The 25292-nt window shown below is 72.2% G+C and carries 22 protein-coding genes; 7 read left to right on the forward strand and 15 right to left on the reverse strand.

Annotated features, from left to right (window positions below):
* Positions 1-201 precede the first annotated feature (201 nt).
* On the forward strand, positions 202-2292 hold the full coding sequence (locus OG410_RS36260) for a ricin-type beta-trefoil lectin domain protein (protein WP_443063840.1): 2091 nt from the start codon (positions 202-204) through the stop codon (positions 2290-2292).
* Between the two features lie 102 nt (positions 2293-2394).
* Here the strand turns inward: OG410_RS36260 and OG410_RS36265 are convergent, their stop codons facing one another.
* The 3 genes from OG410_RS36265 to OG410_RS36275 all read right to left on the reverse strand — a co-directional run bounded on the left by OG410_RS36265 (position 2395) and on the right by OG410_RS36275 (position 5253).
* Positions 2395-2799 carry a hypothetical protein gene (locus OG410_RS36265; protein WP_329303014.1) on the reverse strand — a complete coding sequence of 135 codons (405 nt, stop codon included), beginning with the start codon at positions 2797-2799 and terminating at the stop codon, positions 2395-2397.
* 184 nt (positions 2800-2983) lie between these two features.
* Positions 2984-3727: a DUF4232 domain-containing protein gene (locus OG410_RS36270; RefSeq protein ID WP_329303015.1), complete on the reverse strand. Its 744-nt coding sequence runs from the start codon at positions 3725-3727 to the stop codon at positions 2984-2986.
* Between the two features lie 143 nt (positions 3728-3870).
* Positions 3871-5253 carry a serine/threonine-protein kinase gene (locus OG410_RS36275; RefSeq protein WP_329303016.1) on the reverse strand — a complete coding sequence of 461 codons (1383 nt, stop codon included), beginning with the start codon at positions 5251-5253 and terminating at the stop codon, positions 3871-3873.
* A 46-nt stretch (positions 5254-5299) separates the two neighbouring features.
* Between OG410_RS36275 and OG410_RS36280 the strand changes: the two genes are divergently transcribed.
* Positions 5300-5851, forward strand: coding sequence for an RNA polymerase sigma factor (locus tag OG410_RS36280; protein ID WP_329303017.1), 552 nt, complete (start codon positions 5300-5302; stop codon positions 5849-5851).
* 137 nt (positions 5852-5988) lie between these two features.
* On the opposite strand, the gene OG410_RS36285 is transcribed toward OG410_RS36280, so the two are convergent.
* Complete coding sequence (locus OG410_RS36285) at positions 5989-7338, reverse strand: jacalin-like lectin (protein WP_329303018.1); 1350 nt, start codon at positions 7336-7338, stop codon at positions 5989-5991.
* A 30-nt stretch (positions 7339-7368) separates the two neighbouring features.
* Positions 7369-8745, reverse strand: coding sequence for a glycoside hydrolase family 43 protein (locus tag OG410_RS36290; RefSeq protein ID WP_329303019.1), 1377 nt, complete (start codon positions 8743-8745; stop codon positions 7369-7371).
* Positions 8746-9064: 319 nt separating this feature from the next.
* On the opposite strand from OG410_RS36290, the gene OG410_RS36295 reads away from it, so the two are divergent.
* Positions 9065-9556, forward strand: a complete 492-nt coding sequence (locus OG410_RS36295; protein WP_329303020.1) for a phosphatase domain-containing protein — start codon at positions 9065-9067, stop codon at positions 9554-9556.
* Positions 9557-9599: 43 nt separating this feature from the next.
* On the opposite strand, the gene OG410_RS36300 is transcribed toward OG410_RS36295, so the two are convergent.
* Complete coding sequence (locus tag OG410_RS36300; RefSeq protein WP_103547697.1) at positions 9600-9815, reverse strand: dodecin; 216 nt, start codon at positions 9813-9815, stop codon at positions 9600-9602.
* A 391-nt stretch (positions 9816-10206) separates the two neighbouring features.
* On the opposite strand from OG410_RS36300, the gene OG410_RS36305 reads away from it, so the two are divergent.
* The gene (locus tag OG410_RS36305) at positions 10207-10980 is read left to right on the forward strand and encodes a cobalt-precorrin-6A reductase (RefSeq protein WP_329303021.1); all 774 of its coding nucleotides are present in this window, start codon (positions 10207-10209) and stop codon (positions 10978-10980) included.
* Between the two features lie 837 nt (positions 10981-11817).
* Here OG410_RS36305 and OG410_RS36310 read toward each other — a convergent pair.
* The 5 genes from OG410_RS36310 to egtA all read right to left on the reverse strand — a co-directional run bounded on the left by OG410_RS36310 (position 11818) and on the right by egtA (position 17205).
* A complete protein-coding gene (locus OG410_RS36310) occupies positions 11818-12444 on the reverse strand; it encodes a precorrin-8X methylmutase (protein WP_329304380.1) in 627 nt (208 codons plus the stop codon).
* Positions 12445-12762: 318 nt separating this feature from the next.
* Entirely contained in the window at positions 12763-13737 is a 975-nt protein-coding gene (gene egtD / locus OG410_RS36315) for an L-histidine N(alpha)-methyltransferase (protein WP_329303022.1), read from the reverse strand.
* Complete coding sequence (gene egtC, locus OG410_RS36320; RefSeq protein ID WP_329303023.1) at positions 13734-14525, reverse strand: ergothioneine biosynthesis protein EgtC; 792 nt, start codon at positions 14523-14525, stop codon at positions 13734-13736. Before egtC ends, egtD begins: the two co-directional genes overlap by 4 nt.
* Positions 14525-15871 carry an ergothioneine biosynthesis protein EgtB gene (egtB, locus tag OG410_RS36325; RefSeq protein ID WP_329303024.1) on the reverse strand — a complete coding sequence of 449 codons (1347 nt, stop codon included), beginning with the start codon at positions 15869-15871 and terminating at the stop codon, positions 14525-14527. The genes egtC and egtB overlap by 1 nt, the downstream gene beginning before the upstream one ends.
* Positions 15868-17205: an ergothioneine biosynthesis glutamate--cysteine ligase EgtA gene (egtA, locus tag OG410_RS36330; RefSeq protein WP_329303025.1), complete on the reverse strand. Its 1338-nt coding sequence runs from the start codon at positions 17203-17205 to the stop codon at positions 15868-15870. The genes egtB and egtA overlap by 4 nt, the downstream gene beginning before the upstream one ends.
* Positions 17206-17462: 257 nt before the next feature.
* Here egtA and OG410_RS36335 point away from each other — a divergent pair, with 257 nt between their 5' ends.
* Entirely contained in the window at positions 17463-18296 is an 834-nt protein-coding gene (locus OG410_RS36335) for a TIGR02452 family protein (protein WP_329303026.1), read from the forward strand.
* Positions 18297-18648: 352 nt separating this feature from the next.
* Here the strand turns inward: OG410_RS36335 and OG410_RS36340 are convergent, their stop codons facing one another.
* The 4 genes from OG410_RS36340 to OG410_RS36355 all read right to left on the reverse strand — a co-directional run bounded on the left by OG410_RS36340 (position 18649) and on the right by OG410_RS36355 (position 22728).
* Complete coding sequence (locus tag OG410_RS36340) at positions 18649-19104, reverse strand: type II toxin-antitoxin system PemK/MazF family toxin (RefSeq protein ID WP_329303027.1); 456 nt, start codon at positions 19102-19104, stop codon at positions 18649-18651.
* A gap of 227 nt (positions 19105-19331) precedes the next feature.
* Positions 19332-20822, reverse strand: coding sequence for an SPFH domain-containing protein (locus OG410_RS36345; protein ID WP_329303028.1), 1491 nt, complete (start codon positions 20820-20822; stop codon positions 19332-19334).
* A gap of 236 nt (positions 20823-21058) precedes the next feature.
* Complete coding sequence (locus OG410_RS36350) at positions 21059-21277, reverse strand: hypothetical protein (protein ID WP_326784142.1); 219 nt, start codon at positions 21275-21277, stop codon at positions 21059-21061.
* A 26-nt stretch (positions 21278-21303) separates the two neighbouring features.
* Entirely contained in the window at positions 21304-22728 is a 1425-nt protein-coding gene (locus OG410_RS36355; RefSeq protein ID WP_329303029.1) for an amidase, read from the reverse strand.
* A gap of 167 nt (positions 22729-22895) precedes the next feature.
* Here OG410_RS36355 and OG410_RS36360 point away from each other — a divergent pair, with 167 nt between their 5' ends.
* Both OG410_RS36360 and OG410_RS36365 read left to right on the forward strand, forming a co-directional pair.
* Entirely contained in the window at positions 22896-23933 is a 1038-nt protein-coding gene (locus OG410_RS36360) for a LacI family DNA-binding transcriptional regulator (protein WP_329303030.1), read from the forward strand.
* Between the two features lie 132 nt (positions 23934-24065).
* The gene (locus OG410_RS36365; protein WP_329303031.1) at positions 24066-25274 is read left to right on the forward strand and encodes a 4-hydroxybenzoate 3-monooxygenase; all 1209 of its coding nucleotides are present in this window, start codon (positions 24066-24068) and stop codon (positions 25272-25274) included.
* Positions 25275-25292: the final 18 nt, after the last annotated feature.

Consider the following 25292-nt stretch of genomic DNA (forward strand, 5'->3'; position numbering starts at 1 on the left):
CGTGTGGCGCGCCCGCTTCCCCTCGCCCGAACGGGCTGTCAGGGGCGGTCGTTCCCGACGTCACCATCACCCTTTGGGTGGGCCCTCCTGTTCCGGCGGGCGGTCTACATACCCATTGGTATGGACAATTGCTGTGCTGCCTTTGGAAGGAAAGCGGACGTGAATGACGGAACGCTGTCTCATTCGTCTGACCCCGACCGCTTGTTCGAGGCGTCGGATGAACGGCTCGCGGCCGAGCTGAAGAGGCAGGGTGGCGCGCCCGCGAACTATCCCGTCGGGGAACTCCTGGACCGGCACTGGGAGGCGGTGTTCTCTTACGCCCGGCTGTGCACCGGCGGCGTACGGCCCGCGGGAATGCTCACCACCGCCTCATTCACGCGGTTGTTCGGGGATTCGCTGCACCAGGCCGGGCCGAGCGCCGCATGGCGACCCCAACTGCTCGTCACCGTCCGCCGCATAGCGGCCGAGTGGCTCATGGACCAGCGGCGTGAACTGCTCGCTCCGGAACTTCTGGCCGAAGCGGACCGGGAGGACCGCGTGGACCGCGCGGCGGCGCGACTGCTTCCGCCGGAGGACAGGCGGCTCATCTCCCGCGCGTTCCAGCGACTGCCCGAGCCGGCCCGCTGCCTGTTGTGGCACGGGGAGGTGGAGGCGGAACAACCGGAGGTACCCGCGGCTCTGTTGGGGATCTTCCCCGAGGACGCGGTCACCGAACTGGAGCGGGCCAGAGAACGCCTGCGCCAGGGCTGTCTGGAGATCCACCACGAACTCGCCCCCAGCGAGGAGTGCCGTCGCTACCACCGCATGCTCGACGTCTCCTTCCGGCGCGGCGGTACCGACCTCGACCCCGACCTGCGGAACCACATGGGCGAATGCGGCCACTGCCGGTACGCGGCCGACCAGTTGAGCGCGTTCAACGGAGAACTCGCCGTCCCGCTCGCCGAGGCGGTGCTCGGCTGGGGCGCGCGCGCCTATCTGGCCTCCCGGCAGGCGCGGGCCGCGGCGGCCGCGGAGGCGGTCCAGGAACAGAGGGGCGACAGCAGCGGCCAGTTCTACGCGGATGGAACGACCGTCGCCGCAAGCGGCCAGGCCTTCACCGACAGAGCCACGGGTGCCACCGGCGGCCCGGCCGCCGGGACCGCCGAGATCATCGAGTTCCGGCCCGACGCCGACGACGTGCGCCCTCCGGGTCTTCCCCCGCGCACCCCGCCGGACGCCCGTCGGTACGGCGGCACCCCGCCCGCGGCCCACGAGAGGGCCACGCCGCGGCCGGCCACCCCGTCCGGAGCGGACGCCCCCGAACCCGGCGAGGGCAGGCGCCCCTCCCGCCGCCGGGGCGCAACCCGTACCGGCGACGGAACCCGCACCTCCCGCCGGGCCGCGGGGCGCAAGGCCTCCCGGCGCGCGCCGGGCCGCCGCAACGTCGCCGTCGCCGTGCTGACCCTCGGCGCGCTCATCGCGGTTCCCCTGGTCCTGTGGGCGTCCGACGCGGACCCGTACGGCCGGCACGACACGACCGACGGCGGCCGCACGTCGGCGGCACCAAGCCGGGAAAACCCGTCGTGGGCCCGGAACGGCGAGAAGAAGGACGGGACCGTGCGCGGCCGGCTGCGCAACACCGCGACCGGCCGGTGCGTCGGCTTCGCCGGAACGACGCCCGCGAGCGGTGCCGAGGCCCGGCTCGTCCCGTGCTCCTCGGAGTCGGCGACGGAGTGGTCGTACGCGGCGGACGGGCTGCTGCGCGACGCGGCCCACCCGGACCTGTGTCTCGACTCCCACCTCGCCTACTCCGTCCAACTGGCCCCCTGTACGGGCGCGTCGCAGCCCGGCGGCAAGAACATCCGCTACGACTTCACCCTCCAGGGCATGCTCGTGCCGCGCTGGAACCAGGACCTGGCCCTCGTTCCCGCGTCGGCAGAGGGGGAGTCCGACCTCGTCCTCAAACTCCGCAAGGACGAACCGATCCAGCGCTGGACGCTCGACACCTCCTCGCCCTCGCTCCAGCTGGAGGTCGTCAACTGGGACCCCGCGAAGGGTGACGCGAAGGGCCCCGCCACCGGCAGGCCCTCCACGTCCGCGACGGCACCCGTCGGTCCCCGGACGCCCACCGCGACGGCCGCGACCCCGGGTCACGCCACTCCGTCCGCGGAGCCGTCCGGCAGCACCTGCGCCTCCGCCCTCTGCCCGGGGGACAGTCCGGACGGCTCGTCCCGGGACGGCGGATACGGCACGGGCTCCGGTTCCGGCGGCTTCGGATCGTTCGACGGCGGGGGTGAGGGAGGCCGCCGGTGACGTGACGGGCTCCGTCGGATGAGTCAGGCCCTGACAGCCCCGTCCACTCTGACCAGAACCCGCTGGATCGCGGCGGGGCTGTGAGTGTCGTCCGGACTCAGTTCATGCTTCGTCGCGGTGGGCGAGGTGGCCGTCCGTGAGTCGCCAGTAGTGCTGATGGGGAGTCAGTCGCCAGGTCTCGTCGGCGGCGAGCGCCCGCGTGACCCATTCGTGGAGTTGCGGGAGCGCATGCGCCCGTAGAACAGCGCGGGTCGCAGCACGTTCAGCGGCATCGACCGGGTGGACGTCTATGCGGAAGCCGACCATGTCCGGGTGCATGCTGCGGCCATAGTTACGGAGGACCGGAGCGATCCATTCTGCTCCCAGAACGATGGTCCCGCTGTCATGTCCGGTGAGGAACCGCAGGTCCGTGACTTGGGCCATGCAGGGGCCGAGGCACTCGTTGATGTCGGTGGTGGTCAGCGGCCAGGCACGATGCCGGGGCAGTCTTCGATTTCGTGCGGACATGGAAAGCAGAATGACAGAAGGTCACTGTCGGCCCTCACAGGATTTCCGTTCGGCGACCGCTCCCGGAAGCCGGCTTTCATGGTGAGGTCGTCGAGTGAGGGGACGCGTCCGGCGACGGTCGGCCGTCGGTTGCCGAGGTCGATGTCGTGCCACCGGCCTCGGCGCGGCCGTCGTGGGACTTCGGTCAGGGGGCGGTTCCGGGGCTGAGGACGGTCAGGCGGACCGATGACGCGGTTCCGGACACGGGCACCTTGCCCTGCGTCCACGCCACCGTGAGCGAGTCCAGCTCGTCGGGCGGCGTGACGATCAGTGAGGCGGGAGTCGCCGTGGCCGCCCCGCTGATCTCCGGGTTGGAGAAGGTCAGGCCCGACCACGCGCTGTGTCCGGGCGCGAGCACGACGGTCGTCGGCGTGCCCGGGGACCGCTGGGGGTCGGGTCCGAGCTGCTTGCCGGAGGCGTCCACGAAAGCCGCGCCGGGGTAGCCGCGCACCGTGCAGGTGCGCCCGGACTTGTTGGTCAGGACGACCGGGAAGTTCTGCTGCCCCGCTCCGGGGTCGTTGCGGCCGACGGAGGCGCGCAGCTCCGAGGTGTGGCACCGCCCGCCGCCACCGGCGCTCCCCGAGGTGGCCGTAGCCGAGGCGGACCCGCTCCCCGTCCCGGTTCCCGCCTTCTTCGACGGCGAACTCGCGGCCGGGCTGGCCGCCGGTGTGGAACCCGCCTTCGTGCTCGTGCCGCCGGAAGCGGGTCCGGCCGTACCGGGAAGGGTCTTCGGGGAACTCTGCGGGGAGCCGTTGTTGCAGGCGGTCAGCAGGCTCAGCAGGGCGGCACCCGCGAGCAGCGCCGCCCGCCGGGCGGTGGGTGAAACGCGGTGCGCGGACACCGTGCCGGGCCGGTCCGGGGCCGCCACCGTGCGCGGGAAGGTCGACATGTCACCACTCCTTGCGAATCTCCGTACGAGGCCATCGCACCTGTGCGGGGCGCGTCGCACCCCTTCACTCCTCTTGGATGCGCCCGGGGACCGAAAAGTTCGCGGGATCGCCGACGGGTTCCGGCGGGACCGCCCGTCCAGGATCAGGCCTTGAGGCGTACGGAGGCGATGACGCCGTCGGCCGTGTCGTCGTCGCCGCTCTCCTGGCGGATCTGGACGTACACCTGGGGCCGTCCGCCGCCGGGCGAGGTCAGCGCGGCCTCGGTGAGACGACCGTCCTTGCCGGGACATCCGTCCCAGGTCCGTATCAGCCCGTGCCAGCGCGCGCCGGAATAGGCGTGGCTTCCGGCGTAGTGGCATCCCGGGTGCGCGATGGCGCGGACCTCGCCGGTCACGTCGCCGTGCGCGCTGAGTCCGACGAAGGCTCCGTCGACGCCGGCGCGGAGGTCCGGCCAGCGCGCCAGGCGGTTCGCGACGACGAGGCCGGGTTCCGTGCCGTCCTCGAGACCCAGCGACCGCGGATTCCACCCGGATCCGCGTACCTGCCCGCCCCAGCCGGCCGGCACCTCCACCGTGATCCGGCCCGTGCCGTCCTCGACCGCGAGGGTGCTCGCCGCCGACTCGTTCGTCAGCAGTACGGCGGTGACGCCGACGGCGCAGGCCACGGCGGCACCGGCCAGCGCGAAGAGCGTGGTGCGCCGGTTTCGCCGGGACGCGGGGGCACCTCCGGCCGCGACCTCCCCGGCCAGCCGTTCGAGCTCCGCCGCGAAGACGGCGGCGCTCGGCCAGCGCCGCTCCCGGTCCGGTTCCATGGCGCGCAGCAGTGCCCGTCCGACATCCGGGCCGAGGCCCGTACGGAGCCGGTCGGGGCGTTCGACCTTGCCGGGCGGGCCCGGAACCGAACCGGTGACGAGGTGGTGGCCGAGGGCGCCCAGGCTGTACACGTCGGCCCGCGCGTCGATCCCGGATCCGGGCCGGGCCTGCTCGGGCGGGGTGTAGCCGGCCGAGCCCGCGGCGAGGGTGAGTCCGGAGGCCTGGGCCAGGCTCTTGGCGAGCCCGAGGTCGGCCAGCAGCACCCGGTCGGCTCCGCCGGGTGTGGTGCGCAGCAGCACGTTGGAGGGCTTGATGTCGCGGTGCACGATGCCGGCCGCGTGCAGCGCGGCAGCGCCCCGCGCCGCGAGCGCCGTCAGGCGCAGCGCCTCGGCGACCGGCAGCGGCCCGGCCTCGATCCGCTCGGCGAGGGTGCCCCCGTCGGCGTACTCCATGACGAAGTATGGCCTGCCGTCCGGGAGTTCACCGATGTCGTAGACCTGGACGACCCGGCTGGAGTCGGCCTTGCGCAACAGCCGGGCCTCGGTGAGGAAGCGCTCCCTGATGTCCAGGCGGTCGACCCAGTTCTCGGTGAGAACCTTGACCGCGACGGCCGCGTCGAGAACGTCGTCATGGGCGAGCCAGACCACGCCGAAACCACCGGCGCCCAGGCGCCGTTCGAGGCGGTAACGGCCGATCCGCTCCAGCGAGGGCATACGACTATCATGCCTGGCCTCTGACCGGCACCGAGGGGAGCGCCAGGTGGGCGAGGCGGCGGAGACCGAGGAGCTCGCGCTGCGGGCGGCGGCCGGAGACCGGGCGGCACTCGACGTCCTGTTGCGGCAGGTCCGGCCCGAGGTCGTGCGGCGCTGCGGGCGCTTTCTGCCGTGCCGCGAGGACGCCGAGGAGGCGGCCCAGGACGTCCTGCTCCAAGTCGCCCGGAACATCACGGCGTTCGAGGGCCGCAGCCGGTTCGGCACCTGGCTGCATACGGTCGTCGCCAACTGCGCCCGGCAGAAGTACCGCGAGCTGAAGCGGCGTGCCGCCGAGCGGCCGGAGGCCATCGACACCGCGCGGTACGTCGATCCGCGGACGACGAGTGTCATCGCGGGTTCCCGGGTCGACCTCCTGGAGGCGCTGGAGCGCCTGGAGCGCGAACACCCGCATCTGGTGCAGCCGTTGGTCTACCGGGACATCTGTCAGCTCGAGTACGCGGAGGCCGCCGAGCGCGTCGGCATTCCGCTCGGCACGCTCAAGTCCCGTCTGTACGAGGCACGCAGAAGGATCAGGCCCTGGCTGTCGGACGCTTCCTGACGGGGCGACGGGGCGACGGGGCGGTCCGGGTAACCGGGTGACGGGGTGGTTCCGGTGGCCGGATGGCCGGCGGCCGGTGGCGCCGGGTTCCCGCCGGGTCCGGAACCCGGCGGGAACGACCTGGTCCTGCCGTCCGGTCAGCGCTGCGTGTAGACGAAGCCGATCTTGTCGACCTCGTCCCCGGCGCGGCCGTGGAAGCCGGCGATCTGCCAGCCGCTCGGCGCGGTGCGGGTCACGCAGTCCGATGTCGTCGTGCCTCCGGACAGGGTGCGGCCGAGGCTGGTGGTGAACTTCGCCGAGAATATGCGGGTATGACTGTCCTTCACTCCCTCGCAGAGCTGCGCGGAAGTGACGTACTCTCCGCTGCCGAGGGTCAGTGAGGCGGTGGTACCGCCCGTGCCGCCGTGCGTGAGCGTGGTGCCGTCGCTCAGTGTCAGTCCCATCCGGTCGATCCGCGCGCCGCTGCCGAGGGACACGACGGACGCGCGGGCGCCGGCCGGCACCCGGGCGATGTCGTTGAAGTAGTCGCCGTGCGGCCCGCCGAACTGGTCGCTGAGCTGGAAGCCGCTGGTGCGTGACCAGGTGAACGACGCGGTGATCGGGTCGTGGTCGGAGAGCATCAGGCCGTCGGAGGTCAGGAAGCGCGTGTGCTCGTTGTGGTAGTTCGTGGCGGCGAGCGTGACGAGCTTGCTGCCGCGGTAGAGGATCTTGTCGACGACTTCGCAGGTGTCGGGCACGGTGGTGCCGCTCTGGTCGCAGACGAGGGCGTCGCTTCCCTTGGCCGGCGGGGTGCCGCCGCGGACGAGCTGGACCCAGGCGTCCGTCAGCCCGTTGGCGGCGGCGAACTCCGCGATGGTGTCGCCGGAGCGGGTGTAGCGGGTGTTCGTGTCGCCCATGACGACGACGGCGTTGCCCGCGGAATGGGAGCCGATGAAGGCGGTGAGTTGCTTGAGATTGTCGGCACGGGAGGCGAGATCGCCGTCACTGGTGCCCGCGTTGGTGTGCACGTTGTAGAAGTCGACGTAGACGCCCTCGGCCAGGCGCTCCCGCATGAACGTGAAGCCCTTGGGCGTGAGGCAGTCGCCGGAGTCGATCTGGCAGGAGTTCCAGCCGACCCGCTCGAAGTCGTCGGTGTCGTACGAGATCTTCGAGAGGGTGTTGAGACCGCTGCCGATGCCCGCGCCGCCGCTGGTCGGGGTGCGGTAGGCGTGCGCGGTGTCGGACGCGTACAGCGCCGCGTGGTAGTTGAAGTCCTCCTCGACATGGACGATGTCGTAGGGGGCGACGAGACCGCCGATCGCCGTGGTGGCGGCCTGGCGGGGTGTCGGCGCGCTGGAGATGCCGTCGGGGAGCCCGGCGACGTTGTAGTTGAGCACACTGAACGTGCCCGAGTCGGCGGCCGTGGCGGGGGACGCGGCCAACGTGAGCCCGCCGAGCGCGGCGGCTGCCGCCGCCGCACCGGCGAGAAGTCTGCGGAGAGGGGACATCGGGGGTTGTCTCCTGGGGGTGAGGGGGCGTCAAGAACCGACCGAGAAGGTGGCGTCGGCCTTGTCGGTGGAGGTGGAGATCGGATCGATGCGCAGCACGTAGTCTGCGTGCCTGAGGTAACGGTCCGGGTGGTTGTAGGAGCGGAAGGATGACCACGACGTGTCGGCCAGGCCCGCCGTCCGGTAGAACGTGGCGTCCTGCGCGAACGCCGTGGTCCCGTCGCTGACGGCGAGCGCCATCTGGTAGTTGCTGTGCCGCAGATAGCGCGTCGGGTAGTTGACCGAGCGGAACGAGACGCCCGCCGTGTCGGCGAGTCCGGGAACGAGCGTCCACTGCGAGTCCGTGTACGGGTCGAAGGGGTACTCGTCGATCCGGCCGACGTAGTTGGAGTGCCGGACGTAACGCGCCGGATAGTTGTAGGACTTGAGCCGGTTCCAGGCGGGGGCACCCCACTTGGCGAGGAGGTTGTCGTACTCCGTCGTGGTGATCGGCTGGATGCTCGCGTGCTTGGAGTTCAGCGGCTGTGTGTAGAGCCGCTGGTCGACCGCCGACCAGGTGCCGCTCGCGAGATCGGCCGACTGCCAGGCGTAGAAGACCCCGTTGGGCGTGTAGGTGTCTCCCCAGAGAGTCCAGATCCCCAGTGCCTGGGGCTTGATGAGGATCGGGGCCTCGGTGCCGCCGTGGGCGACCGGAGTGCTGAACACGGTGAAACTGCCGGGGTTCAGGGACGTCGACCTGGCGCCCACCAGCGTCTGGTCCTTCTTGAAATAGAGGTAGTTCACACCGCCGACGCCCACGGCCAGATCGCCGTCGATCACGTCGTAGCCGGGGTCGAAGAAGACCTGCGCGGCCGACGCCGTGACGAAGTCGGACGTGTAGTTGACCATGATGACGTTGTGGCCGCTGGAGTCGACCGCGGAGTAGATGATCCCGTACTGCCCCCGCCCCGCGTCCCAGTACGCCTCCGGCGCCCAGCTGTGGGTGGCCATGTCGTGCAGTTTCAGGCGCCGGTAGCCGCTGAAGGACCGCAGATCGGCGGAGTCCCAGACATGGATGTACTGGCTCTGCAGACTCCAGTCGGTGCCCTTGAGGTCGGTGGCGAGCACCACGAACGTGCCGTCCTGTCTGCGCAGGACGAACGGATCGCGCAGACCGCCGGTGCCGCCGGACGGGGTGACGACGGGCTTGTTCTGGTTCAGCGGTGTCCACTGGAGCGAGTCGGCGCTGACGGCCAGATGCAGGCCGTAGTCCGCTCCGTCGCCGTTCGGGGACTCGGTGAAGTACCCCATCACATAGGCGGTCCCGGCCGCGGCGCGGGCCGGGGCGCCGAGGGCGAAAGTGGCGGTGAGGCCGGCCATCGCCCCGAGGGCGACCCGCCGGGAGGGCTGAAGGGGCCTGTCGTTCATGCCGGTCTCCTCGGTGTTCGTGCGAGGCGCCGCGACACACCCGGGCCGAGGGCCCGGTGGCTCGGTGGTGTGTACGCGGACGCCGTCAGCAGGCGGAAGCCGGTCACGCCGTCCGGCTCGGGACGTCGACGGAACCGACTCGGTTCGAGATACCGAATGCTGTGCGACATGCTGTGCGAGGCATTACGGTAAGGGCTTGCCGCGTGATGTGAACAGGGTCTGGAGAGACGGAAGTTGAGCGTGTTCACGCCGCTTCGCGGTCCCGGGGCGGGGTGTTGTGGCCGGCTCGTTGTCGGAGTCGCTGTCTAGGCTGGTCCGTGTGAAGGATCAGAGCAGCAGACCACTCGCCGTGTTCGACCTCGACGGCACCCTCGCGGACACCGCGCACCGGCAGCGGTTCCTGGAGCGCTCGCCGCGGGACTGGGCGGGGTTCTTCGCGGCGGCGTCCGAGGATCCGCCGCTCGCGGAGGGCGTCGAGCTCGCGCTGAGCAGTGCGCGGGAGTGCGAGGTGGTCTATCTGACCGGCCGTCCCGAGCGGTGCCGGCGGGCGACCGTGGAGTGGCTGGCGGAGCACGGCCTGCCGGAGGGGCGCATCTGGATGCGGCGCAACGACGACCGCAGGCCCGCCCGCCGCACCAAGCTGGAGATCCTTCGCCGGCTGGCCCGTGACCGGGCGGTCCGCGTCCTCGTCGACGACGACGAGTTCGTGTGCGAGGAGGCGGAGCGGGCCGGCTTCACGGTCGTACGGGCACGGTGGGCCGCCGCGTCGGCGGCACTGAAGGACGCGCAGGAGCGGGAGGGGCGGACCTGAGGGTTCTCGGCGGGTCCGGTGGACCCGTGGGACGCGGGTCGGGTCAGTCGGCGTCCTCCAGCCGGAAACCGAGCTTCAGACCGACCTGGTAGTGCTCGATCCGCCCGTTCTCGATCTGGCCCCTGACCTGCGTTACCTCGAACCAGTCGAGGTTGCGCAGGGTCTGCGAGGCCCGGGTGACCCCATTGCGAATGGCCTGGTCGACGCCTTCGTGGGAGGTCCCGACGATCTCGGTGACCCGGTAGGTGTGCTCGGACATGCGGCTGCTCCTCTCCGCCGTGGCGGGAGTGCCAGGCGTGATTCCACGGTGCCCCACCGGGTGGCGCTCCGCGAGACGGCGGGGTGTCTCGGGTGACGGGGGACCGCCGGAGGACGGTGAGGCTCGGGTCGGCGTGAGGGCCCGCGCCCTGTGCCCGCGTGAGAGCACGTGCCCGGGTGAAGGCTCGTGCCCGCGTGAGAGCCCGTCGCGGCCCGAGTGTCCGTGCCGGCATGAGTGCCCCTGCCGGCGTGCCCGTACCGGCCGGAGCCGAGCCGCGGCCACCGCCGGTGACGGGCCTGGCCGCAGGCCGGTGTGCTTGAGTGAGCGCTGCGACGGCCCAGGCCTCGCCGTTCTTGTCCCACGCTCCCTCTCCGGAAAGGACCCGGACCTCGTGCACGTACTGATTCTGGGTGGTACGACCGAGGCCCGACGTCTCGCCGAGAGCCTGGCGGCGGGGACGCGTGCGGACCTCAGGGTGACGAGCTCGCTGGCCGGACGCGTGGGCGCGCCCCGGCTGCCGCCCGGCGAGGTGCGCGTCGGCGGCTTCGGCGGCGCGGAGGGGCTGGCGCGATGGCTGGGCGAGCACGCGGTGGACGCGGTCGTGGACGCCACGCACCCCTTCGCCGGAACGATCAGCTCCAACGCGGCATCGGCCGCGGCCACCACGGGTGTTCCCCTGCTCGTCCTGAGGCGCCCCGGCTGGGCGCCGGTCGCGGGCGACGTCTGGCACGAGACCGGTTCCCTGGAGGAGGCCGCCGGACTCCTGCCCTCACTGGGCCGCAGGGTGTTCCTCACCACGGGCCGGTTGGGTCTGGCGGCCTTCGCGGCTCTGGAGGACCTGTGGTTCCTCGTACGCTCCGTGGACGCGCCGCAGGCTCCGGCTCCGGCCCGCATGGAGGTGCTGCTGGACCGAGGCCCCTTCACACTCGAGGGAGAACGGGAACTGCTCCGGCGCCACGCCATCGACGTGGTGGTGACGAAGGACAGCGGCGGACAGGCCACCGCACCGAAATTGACCGCGGCCCGTGAGGCCGGACTGCCCGTGGTCGTGGTCCGCCGACCACAGGTGCCCACCGGGGTCCCGGTCGTGCCCGACCCGGAGGCGGCCGCCGCCTGGATCTCGGCCCGGCTCCACCGAGGCGGCACGCCCCCGGATCCCGACTGACCTCCACGGATCGCTGAGATCACCGTCCTGCGCCCGAGTTCGGTCAAGTCTTGTTCATACGGTGATGGCTTCGCCGGTCAAGGAGCTGAATGGAGTCGCCCCGTACACCCCGGGAGTGGAAATCTCTGCACCCGCCGCAATGGTCACCGCGGCAAGCGACGTTCCCCACGGCAGGTCTCGTACAAGCCGACGTGAACACGTGAGCGGTGATGGACGACGTCCCGCGCTCGGTGGCGGTGCTCGCTGCCGGGTCCAGGATGCGCACGCCGCTCGGCGCATTGCGCTCGCACCGGTCCCCATCGAACTCGAGGTCCACGAGCCGGTTGAGTCGCAGCCGTCGGGAGGTGTGGGGACGGAGCGAACCGCCCCGGGCAGACCGGAACATCCGGCTTGCCCAGGGCGGCTCAGTCAGCGGTCGGTCGTGGCAACTGCAGAGGTTCGCTGATGGAGAATCCCGTCAGCGGAGGAGCCTCTTACGCGCCCAAAGAAACCCGATCGCCCCGCCGACAACGACCAGGTACACGGTCAGTGGTCCGTCGTTCAGGATGAGTCCGGGCATGGCGATGACGGCCACGATCAGAAGCCATCCGCATCCGGCCATCCCGATGTCCGCTGAATCAGGGCGGCGCCCTTCGTTGTCCACCCGTTCCCCATTCGTTGTGGTCTCCCCAGTAACCGTTGCCGTTGCGCAGCGTGGCGTCGCCTATGTTGTTGCGGTATTCCCAACCGCTCGTGGTGAGCCTGGAGCACTCGAAGCGCAGGACGACCGAGAACGTCTCGCTCAGACCTCCGAGCCGTCAGTGGCAAGGTGACCTCGACGGTGCCTGGGCCTCTCGGTCACTCCACCTCGCTCGCGATCGCGTTGACCGCCGCGGCGGCGATGGCGCTGCCCCCGCGGCGGCCTCGTACGACCAAGTGATCGAGGCCGGAGGGGTGTTCGGCGAGGGCGTCCTTCGATTCGGCTGCGCCGACGAAGCCGACGGGCACGCCGATGACCGCGGCGGGGCGCGGCGCGCCCTCCTCGATCATCTCCAGGAGGCGGAACAGCGCGGTGGGAGCGTTGCCGACGGCCACCACGGCTCCGTCCAGGCGGTCGCGCCACAGTTCCAGGGCGGCCGCGCTGCGCGTGGTGCCCAGTTCCGCCGCCAGGTCCGGCACCGAAGGGTCGGAGAGCGTGCAGATCACCTCGTTGTCCGCGGGGAGCCGTTTGCGCGTGATCCCGCTCGCGACCATGGAGACGTCACACAGGACGGGCGCGCCCGAACGCAGGGCTTCGCGGGCGCGGGCCACCACGTGGGGCGTGTAGGCGAGGTCGCGGACGAGGTCCACCATCCCGCAGGCGTGGATCATCCGGACCGCGACCTGGCTGACATCGGCGGGCAGGGCCGCGAGATCCGCTTCCGCGCGGATGGTGGCAAAGGACTCGCGGTAGATGGCCGCGCCGTCCTTCTCGTACTCGAACACTGTCTTCTCGCTCATCCGTCGACGTCGTTCCGGGCGCGTGCCCGGGCCGGACCGGCCGGCCGGAGGGCGCGGGCATGGGCGCGAGCATACCGATCACGACTCGAACAGCGATTCCGCCGAGGCTGGTCAGGTCGGAACGGGCGGCCGGTTCGTGGTCGGAGGACGAGTCGTGGGCCGGGGCCGGCGGCCCCGGCCCAGGCTCAGTTGTGCAGCCTGGGCCGGGCGGTCCCACGGGACCTGCCGACCGGGGATCCGGGCTCGGCCGTGGTCGACGTGGGAGCCGGTCCCCTTTCCGGGAAGGCGCGGGAAGGCGCAGCCTTACGGCGCGTTCTCCACCGCCTCGCTCAGCGACAGCGCGAACCGGCCCTCCGCGTCCGTCCACCAGTGAGACAGACCGAAACCCGCCGCGGCCAGTTCACCGCGGACACCGTCCTCGCGGAACTTCGCCGAGATCTCGGTGCGGATCTCCTCGCCTTCCGTGAGGTGGACCGCCAGATCCAGTGCCGGGACCTTCACGGTCTGCGTGACGCGCGACCGCAGCCGCATCTCGATCCATTCGTTCTCGGGGTCCCAGAGCGCCACGTGCTCGAACGCGTCGAGGTCGAAGTCGGCACCGAGTTCGCGGTTGACGACGCTCAGCACGTTCTTGTTGAACTCGGCCGTGACACCGGCCGCGTCGTCGTAGGCGGTGACGAGCACCGATGCGTCCTTGACCAGGTCGGTGCCGAGCAGCAGGGTGTCGCCGGGCGACAGCAGTGACCGTACGGACGCCAGGAACGTCGCGCGCTCGGCGGGGAGCAGATTGCCGATGGTGCCGCCGAGAAAGGCCACGAGCCGCTGCCCGGGGGTGTCCGGGAGCGTGAGACCGCTGGTGAAGTCGGCGATCATCGCGTGGACGTTGAGGCCGGGCCGCTCGGCGATCAGCGCGTGACCGGCCTGGGTGAGCGCGCTCTCGCTGACGTCCACGGGCACGTACGTGTGCAGGTCCGGCATCGCGTCGAGCAGATGGCGGGTCTTCTCCGAAGATCCCGAACCCAGCTCGACGAGCGTGCGCGCACCGCTCGCCGCGGCGATCTCGGCGGACCGCGCCAGCAGGATCTCGCGTTCCGCGCGGGTCGGGTAGTACTCGGGGAGTTCGGTGATCTTCTCGAACAACGCGCTGCCGTGGGCGTCGTAGAACCACTTCGGCGGCAGGGTCTTGGGCAGGTGTCCGAGGCCGAGCAGGACATCGGCGCGCAGTGCCGCGTCCGTGGCGTCCTCGGGAAGGGTGCGGGTCAACAGGAACGGACTCACGTACGGGGCTCCTTGTGCTGTGCGGATGCCATGTCGTCGCTCATGTCCTTGAGCGGGGTGAGCAGTACCTCGGTGCGGTTCGCGGTGAGAAGGGTGCGGTCGGGGACCTCCCGCCACAGCGGGTCGTCGTCGTACGGCTCGGAGGCCACGACAGCGCGGCGGCCGGTCTCGGTCAGGTACCAGAGGGTGTCGCCCCAGGCGGTCGCGGTGATCGTCTCGCCGTTGGTGAGCAGCAGGTTGAGCCGGGACCCGGGGGCCGCCTCGGCGACCTCCAGGACGGTGTCGGCCAGCGCCTGGCCCTCCTCGTCGCCGGCGAGCAGCCGGCGCAGAACCAGGGCCCACACGAACGCCGAGTCGCACCGGGCCTCCAGCGACAGCAACTCGGCCGGAGGCAGGCCCGCCACGAGCGGGGCGAGCGTGTCGGGCCAGCCGCGGACGGCGCCGTTGTGGCTGAACAGCCAGGGGCCCGCGGTGTACGGCGCCGCCGCGGCCTCCCCGTCCGCGCCCGCCACGGTCGCGTCCCGCACCGCGGCGAGCAGCGCCCGCGTCCCGATCACCCGGGCCAGGTCCGCGAACGACTGGTCGCCCCAGATCGGACCGGCGCGCCGGTAGCGGGCCGGCGCCGGGTCCCCCTCGGCGTACCAACCCACCCCGAAACCATCGGCGTTGACGGTCCCGTAGCGCTGGCGCCGGGGTGCCCACGACTGCCGGTACAGGCTGTGCTCCGGTGTCACGAGGAGCGCGCCGAGCCTCTCCTCGCTTCCCAGGAACGCCAGATGACGGCACATCAGGCGTCCTCGTCGCGAGCCGTGCGGAACCCGCAGAAGATCTGCCGCCGGATCGGATGGTCCCAGTTGCGGAACGTGCCCCGGCAGGCCACCTTGTCCACGGCGAAGGAGCCGCCGCGCAGCACCTTGTACTCAGGGCCGAAGAACACCTCCGAGTACTCCCGGTAGGGGAACGCGACGAACCCGGGGTAGGGCTCCAGATCGCTCGACGTCCACTCCCACACATCGCCGATCAACTGCCGTACGCCGAGCGGCGAGGCGCCCGCCGGATAGCTGCCCGCCGGGGCCGGGCGCAGATGACGCTGGCCCAGATTGGCGTGGACCGGCGAGGGGTCCTGGTCGCCCCACGGGTAGCGCGTGGAGCGGCCGGACACCGGGTCGTGGCGGGCCGCCTTCTCCCACTCGGACTCGGTGGGCAGCCGCCGCCCCGCCCAGCGCGCGTACGCGTCGGCCTCGTACCAGCACACGTGCAGCACCGGCTCCTGTGGCGGCACGACCTCCGTCACCCCGAAACGGCGTCGCAGCCACTGGCCTCCCTCGCGCCGCCAGAACAGCGGCGCCTCGATGCCGTGCGCGCGGATGTGGTCCCAGCCCGCGGGAGTCCACCAGCGCTCCTCGCCGTAGCCGCCGTCCTCGATGAAGGCCTGGTAGGCGGCGTTGGTGACCGGAGTGGTGTCGATGAAGAACGACGGGACCGTGCGCCGGTGCGCGGGGCGCTCGTTGTCGAGCGCCCACGGTTCGGTGGAGGTGCCCATCACGAACGGGCCCCCGGGCACCAGGACTTCGGCGGGCCCGGTGAACGGCGCGGCGGGCTCGGGGTCGGGTGCCGTGAGGGCGGTGGGCCCCCGGCGGAGCTGATGGGTGATCAGCATGGTCTCGTCGTGCTGCTGTTCGTGCTGCGCGATCATGCCGAACGCGAAGCCCGCCTCGGTCAGCCGGGTGCCTTCGAACGGGGCGCTCTCCAGGACGTCCAGCGCCCGGCCACGCACCTCGGCCGCGTACGTACGGGCTTCGGCGGGCGGCAGCAGCGGCAGCGAGGGCCGTTCGGAGCGCGCGTGCTCGAACGCGTCGTAGAGCCCGTCTATCTCGGGCCGCATCGCCTCGCGCCCGGCGACCGCCCGCAGCAGCCAGAGTTCCTCCTGGTTGCCGATGTGCGCGAGGTCCCAGACGAGCGGGGACATCAACGGCGAGTGCTGCGCGGTCAGATCGGGGTCCTCCACGCAGGAGGTGAGCAGGGAGGTGCGGTCACGGGCGGTGATGAGCGCGTCCAGCGCGCGGTGCCGGAGCGACTCCGGATCCGTGCGCGGACCGGGAGCGGTCGTGTCGGAAGCGGTCGTGCCGGTCATGTGTTCATGTCCTTCCCGTCGGACAGGCCCTGGCGGGGGCCGGCCGGGCGCCGCCCGGACCGGCCGTCGTGGTGTGACGCGGCCGCGCCGACCAGGTCGTCGGCGGGGCATCGGCCCCGGGCCACGTAGCGTTCGGTGAACTCGGCCACCGCGTCGAGCACTTCGGTGGTGGCGCCGAGCCGGGGCAGCGCTTCCAGCGCCGCCGCGAAACAGACCGCCGCGGCCTCGCGCAGCTCCGGATCGGCGAGGCCGAACCGCGCCGCGTCCTGCCACAGCGGGTTGCGCGGCGCCGGTGCCGGTCCGGCCCGCTCCGCGAGGGGTTTGACGGTCCGGTAGGCGACCTCGGCGGCGTCCCGGTCGTCGAACAGCGCCGCCGTCACCGCGAGCGGCACGATCCAGCCGTCCTCGCCCGGCTGCGCGTCGATCATGCGGAGCTCCAGATGACCGCGAGGCCGGACCGGCGGGAACAGCGTGGTCATGTGGTAGGCGAGGTCCTCCCGGTCCGGTGGCGCGGCGGACCGCGTCCAGTCCCGGAAACTGAGCGCCTCCGGAACCTCCCAGGGACCCTCGGGCGCCCGTACGCACATCACCGGCGCGTCCAGCACACGCCGTGCCCACGCCGCGCGGGGATCGCCGTCCAGGGGCGGTGCGTCGGTGCGTCCGGGGTCCATCGACGCCCACAGCGACTGGCGGGTGGACCGCCAGCCCGTGTGCCGTCCGCGGGCCATCGGCGAGTGGGCGAACGCGGCGACCAGGACCGCGCCGAGCTGATGGGCCAGCCACCAGCGGCGCCCGTGCCCGAGCGGGCCCGGCTCCTCGTACCCGGCGTCCACGCACACCTGGACCGAGGCCGACGTGCACATCATGGCGCGGCCCTCGGGACCCGCGCGGTCGAGATACCGCTCCATGGCGTCGTACCTGGGCTCATGGAGATAGCGGCTCGGGGGGTTCCAGGGATCCTGGCCGAAACCACTGAGGCCGAGGCCCGCCTCGCGCAAGCTGGCGCGTACGGCGTCGAGGTCGGCCGAGACGGATCCCACGCACTCCATCAGGGAGCCGGCGGGGGCGGAGCTGAGCTCCAGCTGTCCACCGGGTTCGACGGTGAGCGCCGAACGCAGGGGCAGGGTCCGCAGCGCGGCATAGGCCGCTTCTAGTCGTTCGGGTGTCACGCGGAGCCGGGGCCCGCGCAGCTCGTGGACGAGCCATTCCACCTCTACACCGAGGAGGCGGGGCGGACCGGTCTTGAAGCAGATGCCACGGACCAGTGCCTCCACCTCGGCCTCGGTGACATGGGAGCGTCGTCGCTCCGTACAGTCACTCACCGAATCGGACATGTCGGGATCCTCCTGAGATTCCACCATGCCGCCGGCCCGGGGTCTGGTGGGCCGGACCGACAATGACCGTTCCACCCAAGACCCTCTCGGCGGTTCGCACAAGGGTGCAAATCATTTCTTTGGGGACTGGGGAGCACTCTTGTGCGGGGCCGTGAAACTCTGTTGCGCCGCACGACCAGCATCGCTCACGATGCGTTCATGGGCACGACGGGGGAACGTAAGCAGGCCGCGCCCGTGGCGCGTACGGGGGTGGCGCCATGAGCGCGCGCCTGCGTGCGATCGCCCGGGAGACCGAGGAGATCGTGGCGGCGGGCGGCTACCGCAGTCCTTCCGGGGACGCGGTGTCCGTCGCCGCCGCGGTCGAGGCGGCGCGGGCCGGGACACGGATGCACGGCCCGGAGCCGGTGGAGATACCGTCGGTGACGCCGGTCGTGACCTCCTTCGAGGTCACCGGCGAGAGCAGCCTGGAAGCGGCCCGCCGGCTGGTCTCCGGGGGCGGGGACCCGGTCGCCGTGCTGAACTTCTCCTCGGCGCGCAATCCCGGCGGCGGCTATCTGAACGGCGCTCAGGCCCAGGAAGAGGCCCTGTGCCGGGCCTCCGCGCTGTACACCTGTCTGCTGCGGGCCCGGGGTTTCTACGAACATCACCGCGCCCACCGTGACGCGTTCTACACGGACCGTGTCATTCACTCTCCCGGCGTACCGGTGTTCCGGGACGACCGCGGCCTGCTCCTCGACGAGCCGTTCCCGGCCGGTTTCCTGACCGCGGCGGCCCCGAACGCCGGAGTCGTCCTGCGGACCGCCCCGGAGCGGGCGGCCGACCTGCCGGGCGCGCTGGCGATCCGTGCCGAACGCGTCCTGGAGACGGCCGCCGCCCACGGCTACCGCCGCCTGGTCCTCGGAGCCTGGGGCTGCGGGGTCTTCCGGAACGATCCCGAGCAGGTGGCGCGGGCCTTCCGTGGAGTGCTGGCCGGAGGCCGCCTGGAGGGGTACTTCGACCAGGTGGTGTTCGGCATCCTGGACCGCACACCGGGCCGGACCACACGCCAGGCGTTCGACCGGGTGTTCGCATCCGAGCTCCTGGGGGCGTGAAGGCCCGCCCTCACCCCCGCCCGGGCGCCCCGGGGCCCGCGCCTCGGACCCCGCGGCCCGGCTCCGGCTGAGGCCCGAGAGCGGTGCCCGCGACGGCTGCGCGGCTGCCCGCTGCCCGGCACCCCGGCCTGAGGGCCCGAGCCTCGCGCCGCCCGGCGCCGTCCGGGCGCCCCGAGCCCGGCGGCCCGTGTCGCCCGGCGGTCGGGGCTGCTCGCTCGGCGTCCCCTCGCGGCCCGTGCCTCGCCGCCCGGCGGAGGCGCCACCCCCGGCACCCGGTGGAGGTGTCACCCGGCAGTCGGCGGAGTGGGAACCCCGGCTCCCGGCGGCCCGAGCCGCCGTCAACGGGCGGGGCTCAGCGCCAGCCGTACCGCTCCCGCAGTCGGTGGACCACGGAATTGAAACGCATCCGGTCCAGCGCGCACGCCTCCCGCCGCATCCCGTCCTCGTGCAGTCGCAGCACGCGGTCCACGTTCACCCAGGAGTCCCGCCCGGTCCGGTCCCACGGACCGCTGCCGATCGCCACCCACTCGCGGTCGCCGTTGTGCGCCTTGCTGGAGAGCTGGACGGCGAGCAGCGTGCCCGCGACCTCCCGGGCCACGACCAGTACCGGGCGGTCCTTGCCCCGGCCGTCGTTCTCCTCGAAGGGCACCCACGTCCAGACGATCTCACCGGGATCGGGGTCGCCGTCGTGGGCGGGGGAGTACTCGGTCTTCACGGGGCCGACCTTGCGGGGCTCGGCCTCGGTGGTCGCGGTCGGGCCGTAGCGGCCGGGGACGTCTTCTTCGGTGTCATCGGTAAAGGCAGTCACGCGGGCCACCGTAGAACGTGCGTGCCAGGTCGCGGTGGGCGGGTCCGGAGCCGGACGGCTTGGCGCGCACCGGAGGGCGTGGGCCGACTCCGCATAAGTCTCCTGCCGTACGGCCACCGGCGCGCCGGTGGAGCGGAGCCGGGCGTACGGGGCTCTGGTCCAACTCCCGTACGTCCGGACCCTGCTGACCGGAACCGCTGGTGCCTGGGCGCCTCAGCGCGCCGGCCTCACCCCTCGTCCTTCTCCACGGGCACCTTCTCGCCGACCGGAGCCGCGACCCCGTTGAGTTCCGCCGTCGGGTTCTTGGCCGGGCTCCCCTCCGGGTTCATCGAGGAGAGCAACTGGCGTGCCAGGCCCAGGCCGGTGCCGCCCATGGTGAGTGCCTTGGCGAACAGGTCCGACATGCCGTCGGCGCCGTTGAGCAGCACCATGTGATCCACGTTGCCGAACGCGCTCGCGCCCGCCTGGACGATCTCCGGCCAGTTCTCGGCGAGTTGCTGGGCGACGACCGCCTCCTGGTTCTCGGCGAGCGCGGCGGCGCGGGCCTTGATGGCCTCCGCCTCCGCGAGACCCTGGGCCCGGGTCGCCTCGGCTGCCGCGAGGCCCTTGGCCTGCGCGGCCGCGGCCTCGGCCTCACCGGTGGCGCGGGTCGCCGTCGCGGCGGCCGCACCCCGTGCCTTGGTCGCCTCGGCCTCGGCGTTGGCGGCCGTCTTGACCCGGGTCGCCTCCGCCGCGGCGGCGAGTTCGGTCTCCCTGGCCTTGGCCTGCGCCGCCGAGATCCGCGCGTCACGCTCGGCCTCGGCCCGCGCCCGGATCTCGTACGCCCTGGCGTCCGCCGGCTTGCGGACGTCCGCCTGGAGCTGTTGCTCGCGGCGGTGCGCCTCCAGTTCGGCGACGCGTGTCTCCTGGACGACGACGTCCTGCTGGGCGGCGGCCGCCGAGAGCGGTCCGGCCATCTGGGCCGTCGCCGCCGCCTTGTCCCGCTCGGCCTGGTAACCGGCCTGCTGGATCTCGCTGTCCCGGGTCGCCTCCGACATCCGGGCCGCGGCCTTCTGCTCGGCCTCGGTGGCGAGACGGTTCGCCTCCGCCTGCGCGATGCGCGCGTCCCGCTGCACGGCGGCGGCGTGCGGCATCGCGAGGTTCTTGATGTATCCGGTCGGGTCCTCGATCTCGTGGATCTGCAGCGAGTCGACGATCAGGCCGAGCTTCTCCATCTCCGTGCCGCACGCGGCCCGGGTCTGGCCGGTCAGCTTCTCCCGGTCGCGGATCATTTCCTCGACCGTCAACCCGCCGACGATGGACCGCAGATGACCGGCGAACACGTTGTGCACCCGCTCGGCCATCATCTTCTGCTGGTCGAGGAAGCGGCGGCCCGCGTTGGCGATCGACACGAAGTCGTCGCCCACCTTGAAGATGACCACGCCCCGCACCTTCAGCGGAATGCCCTGGGTGGTCACGCAGTCCACGTGCAGCTCGGTCTCGTTGAGGTCGAGCGAGATCTTCCGCACCGCCTGCACACCGGGGAGCACCAGCGTGCCGCGCCCCGTCACGATGCGGAATCCCATGCCTTCCTCGAGTCCTTCGGTCCGATGCTTCGAACCGGAGATGATCAGCGCTTCGTTGGGCTCCGCGACACGCCACATAAGCTTGAAGATCACCACGATGAAGATCAGTGCGAGGACAACCGCCCCCGCCACGACGCCGACAACCATCGGCATTCGCCCCCTTTTGATGGTGCCCTTTCGGCACCGAACGAACGGGAGTGTGCTCCTCGCCGACACCGGAGGACAGAGGTGCGCGAATCCTTGTTGCGTTCTTGACGCATACGGTTCTCACCTGGGACGAGTGCAGCTCAACTGTCGTTCGGAGGAAGCGAGTTCGCCCGGCCGTTCGAGCGCCGTTCGACAGACTCCGCGGGGTCGCCGGTGGCGCAGCGGGCCGGAGCGGAGTGCTCTCAGCCGTCGTACGCGGCCGAGACGTACACCGTGCGCGGCGGCAGGTACTCCACCACCATCACCACCGTGCCCCGCTCGATACGGTCCTGCGGCGCGGCCGGGTACGCGAGGAAGTGCTCGGCGCCGCCGCGCACCTTGACGATCACCTCACCGACGAGCCCGGGTCCGACCGTGCCGGTGACCCGTCCCATCAAACCGACCATCGAGGCATCGTCCATGGGCACAGGGTAAAGCCGGAACTCGCCTACGCGGCCGGGGAGTCCGCGACGGCTTCGTACGGAGGCCACCGTTCGTGCCAGCGTAGGTCCGCCTCCAGTTGCGCGGCCAGCGACACCAGCAGCGGCTCGCTGTCCGCAGGGCCGAGCAACTGCGCGCCGACCGGGAGACCTTCGCCCACGAAGCCCGCGGGGACGTTGACGCCCGGCCAGCCGAGGATGTTCCACGGCCAGGCGTAGGGACAGGCCGCGATCATGGCGCGGTCGGTGCGCAGACCGCTCAGGCCGAGCATCGAGCCGACGGGCGGCGGGGGAGCGGCGGTCGTCGGCGCGAGCACCACGTCGTAGGTGTCGAACAGCGCGCCGACGCGCCGTTGCAGCGTGGCCTCGGCCCGGCGGGCCGCCCGCAGCGGCGTGCCGCCGAGCAGCCGGCCGAGGCGTGCCGCGCCGTGGGTGCGCCGGTCGAGCAGCTCGGGGAACGGCACGTCGCGCACGTGTTCGGCGATGCCGGCCGTGGCGCGCGGGATGAAGGTGAGCCCGATCTGTCCGTAGCGCGGATCGGCCTCCTCCACCGTGTGCCCGAGCGCGGCGAGCCGCTCCGCGAGGGCGAGGACCTTCGCCCGTACGGCGGGGTCGAGCCGTGCGGGCAGCGCGGTGAAGGGCGGTTTCAGCGACAGCGCGATACGCAGCCGGCCCGGGTCGCGGCCCACGGCGTCGTGGACGCGCAGCGCGGCGGGCCGGTGCAGATCGCCCGCGTGGCTGCCGCTCGCCGCGTCCAGCAGCAGGGCCGCGTCCGCGACCGTGCGGGCGAGCGTGCCGTTGACCGTGATGCCGTGGAAGGACTCCGGGCGCGGCCAGGTCGAGATCCGGCCGCGCTGCGGCTTGATGCCGACCAGATGGGTCCAGGCGGCCGGGATGCGCACCGAGCCCGCCCCGTCCGAGCCCAGCGCCGCGGGCACCAGGCCCGCGGCCACGGCGGCAGCGGAGCCCCCGGACGAGCCGCCCGGGGTGTGCCCGTGGTGCCAGGGATTGCGGGTCGCGCCGAAGGCGGGGCCCTCCGTGAACGGCCACTGGCCCAGCTCGCAGGTGTTGGTCTTGCCGACCACGACGGCCCCGGCCATGCGCAGCCGGCGGACCGCCTCGCCGTCCTCGGACACCGGCGGGAACTCCCCCGGGCAGCCGAACGCGGTCGGCTGGCCCGCCACGTCCATGTCGTCCTTGACCGCGACCGGCACTCCGAGCAGCGGCCTCCGCCCGCCCGCGGCCAGCTCCGCGTCCGCCGCGTCGGCCTCCGCGAGCGCGGCCTCGGCGCGCACCAGCCGGAAGGCGTTCACGGTGGACCGGGCCGCCTCGATCCGGGCGAGCGCCCGCTCGACCAGCTCGCGCGAACTCACCTCGCCCGCGGCCAGCGCACGCGCGCTCTCCGTCAGTCCTGGGGCACGGTCGGGAGTCATCCCGGTCACCTCCGAAGCGTTGTCTACCGAACGGTAACCTCTGTCTCGGTGTGGCGGTACCGGGCGGTCAACCTCCTTTACGGAGGCGGGAGTTCCGTAAAACGAGAGGCCGATCGGGGCCCCGGCGCGAGGCGGTGTCCGAGCCCTCTGCAAGGATGCGTCGCGTCATGGTGCAATTACCGAAGCAGCCCGCCGTCCAGCCGGCGCCCGCACGACGACCCGTACCGACCAGTGCCGACGTGGCACGCCTCGCCGGTGTCTCGCGCGCGACCGTCTCGTACGTCCTGAACAACACCAGCGCCGTCCGGATCAGCGAACCCACCCGCCGCCGGGTCCGCGAGGCCGCGGAGGAACTCGGGTACGTTCCGCACGCGGCCGCCCGCAGTCTGCGCGCCGGACACAGCCGTATGGTCCTGATGCCCGCCCCGACCGCCCCGGTGGGCCCGCTCTACCACCGGTTCTTCGCCGAACTCCAGTCCGCGCTCGGCCGGCTCGACTACACCGTCGTGCAGTACGGCAGCGTCGGGCTGCACGGTGACGAGGCCGCCCGCGCCTGGGCCGAGCTGCGCCCGGTCGCCGTCCTGGTGCCCGGCAGCGACCTCGGTCCGCCGGGTGTCGCGGTCCTCAAGCGGGCCGGCGCCCGCGCCGTGGTCACCCTGGGCCCCGAACGGGTCGAGGGCGCCCACGCGCTGCTCATGAACCACGACCGGGTCGGCCACTGCGCGGGGGTCCATCTGCTGTCCGGCGGCCGCCGCCGCATCGGCGTCGTGATGCCCGAGGAGAGCGGCCTGGAGATCTTCTCCAGGCCCCGCCTCGACGGTGTCCGGCGGGCCGTGAGCGGCACGGACGCGACGGTCACCGAGCTGCCGCTGGCCTACGAGGAGGAGGCCGCGGCCCGCCTCGCGGCGCGCTGGCGTTCCCTCGGCCTCGACGCGGTCTTCGGGTACAACGACGAGTACGCGATGCTCCTGATGCGCGCCCTTCAGGACGAGGGCGTCGCCGTGCCGGACGAGACCGCCGTCGTCGGCGCCGACGACCTCATGCTCGGCCGGCTGCTCCGGCCCCGGCTGAGCACCGTGCACCTCGACCTGCCCTCCGGCCGCGACCTCGCCGAACTGGTCGACCGCGCGGTCCGTGAACCGGGTGCCGAGCCGGAGACGCACGAGGTGCTGGGCGCACGAGTGGTGCACCGCGCGTCGAGCTGAGAGAGGCTGGTGCCGCAGCAGGCGCGTTCGCCGTCTCGTGACACCGAGCCTGTTCGCCCGGGCCCGTGCGTGACGGGGCCGGTCCCCGCGCCGGAGCCCGGCCCCGGCGGCATCGGACACCGGAGGCGCGTCATGCGGACCACGGTCGGCGTCATCGGCGCGGGCCCGGCGGGACTTCTGCTGGCCCGGCTGCTGCACCGGACGGGGATCGACTGTGTCGTCCTGGAGAGCAGGACGCGCGCGTACGTCGAGCGGCGCCAGCGGGCCGGCATGCTGGAGCAGGGCACGGTCGACGCCCTGCGCGCGTGCGGGGCGGGCGGGCGGCTGGACGCCGAGGGTCTGGTCCACCACGGGATCGAGCTGCGCTTCGAGGGCGAGCGTCATCACATCGACTTCCCCGGGCTCACGGGCGGCCGGACCGTCACGATCTACGCCCAGACGGAGATCGTGAAGGATCTTGTCGCTCTCCAACTCGCTGACGGGCCACCCCTGTTGTTCGAGGCGGAGGTGCTCGCCGTGGAGGGGCCGGAGAGCGCCTCGCCCGTCGTGCGGTTCGTGCGGGAGGGGCGCGAGCGGACCCTGCGCTGCGACTGGGTGGTGGGCTGCGACGGCGGCCACGGCGTCGCGCGCGCCGCGTTCCCGGCCGGTACGGGCCGTACGTACGCGCACGACTACCCGTACTCCTGGCTCGGCATCCTCGCCGATGTGCCGCCCTCCTGCGAGGAGTTGGTCTACGCCCGGGGCGCCACCGGCTTCGCCCTGCACAGCATGCGCTCCCCGTCGGTGTCCCGGCTGTACCTCCAGGTACCGAACGGGACCGACGCCGACGACTGGCCCGACGAGCGCGTCTGGGACGAACTGGCCGCGCGCTTCGCGGTCGAGGGGGACTGGCGGCTCGAACGCGGTCCCGTCACCGCCAAGTCGGTCACTCCCATGCGCAGTTGGGTCCACGAGCCGATGCGCCACGGACGGCTGTTCCTGGCCGGGGACGCCGCCCACATCGTGCCGCCGACCGGCGCCAAGGGGCTCAACCTCGCGGTGGCGGACGTACGGGTCCTGGCGCGCGCGTTCGCCGCGCTGCACCGCACGGGATCGACGGAACTCCTGGACCGGTACTCGCGGATGGCCCTCGAACGTGTGTGGCAGGCCACGCGCTTCTCGTACGACATGACTACGATGTTGCATGCTCAACCAAATGGGGACGCCTTCGACGACCGGATGCAGCTCGCGCGACTGCGCCGGATCACGGCATCCCGTTCAGCCGCCGCCGAACTGGCCGCGAACTACACGGGACTTCCGCTCGGCCCCCGGCCGCAGGAGTCCGCCGAGTCCCGCTGGTGATCAGTGAACGATCGGAGA

This window comes from Streptomyces sp. NBC_00659 (genome assembly GCF_036226925.1).
Classification (GTDB): Bacteria; Actinomycetota; Actinomycetes; order Streptomycetales; family Streptomycetaceae; genus Streptomyces.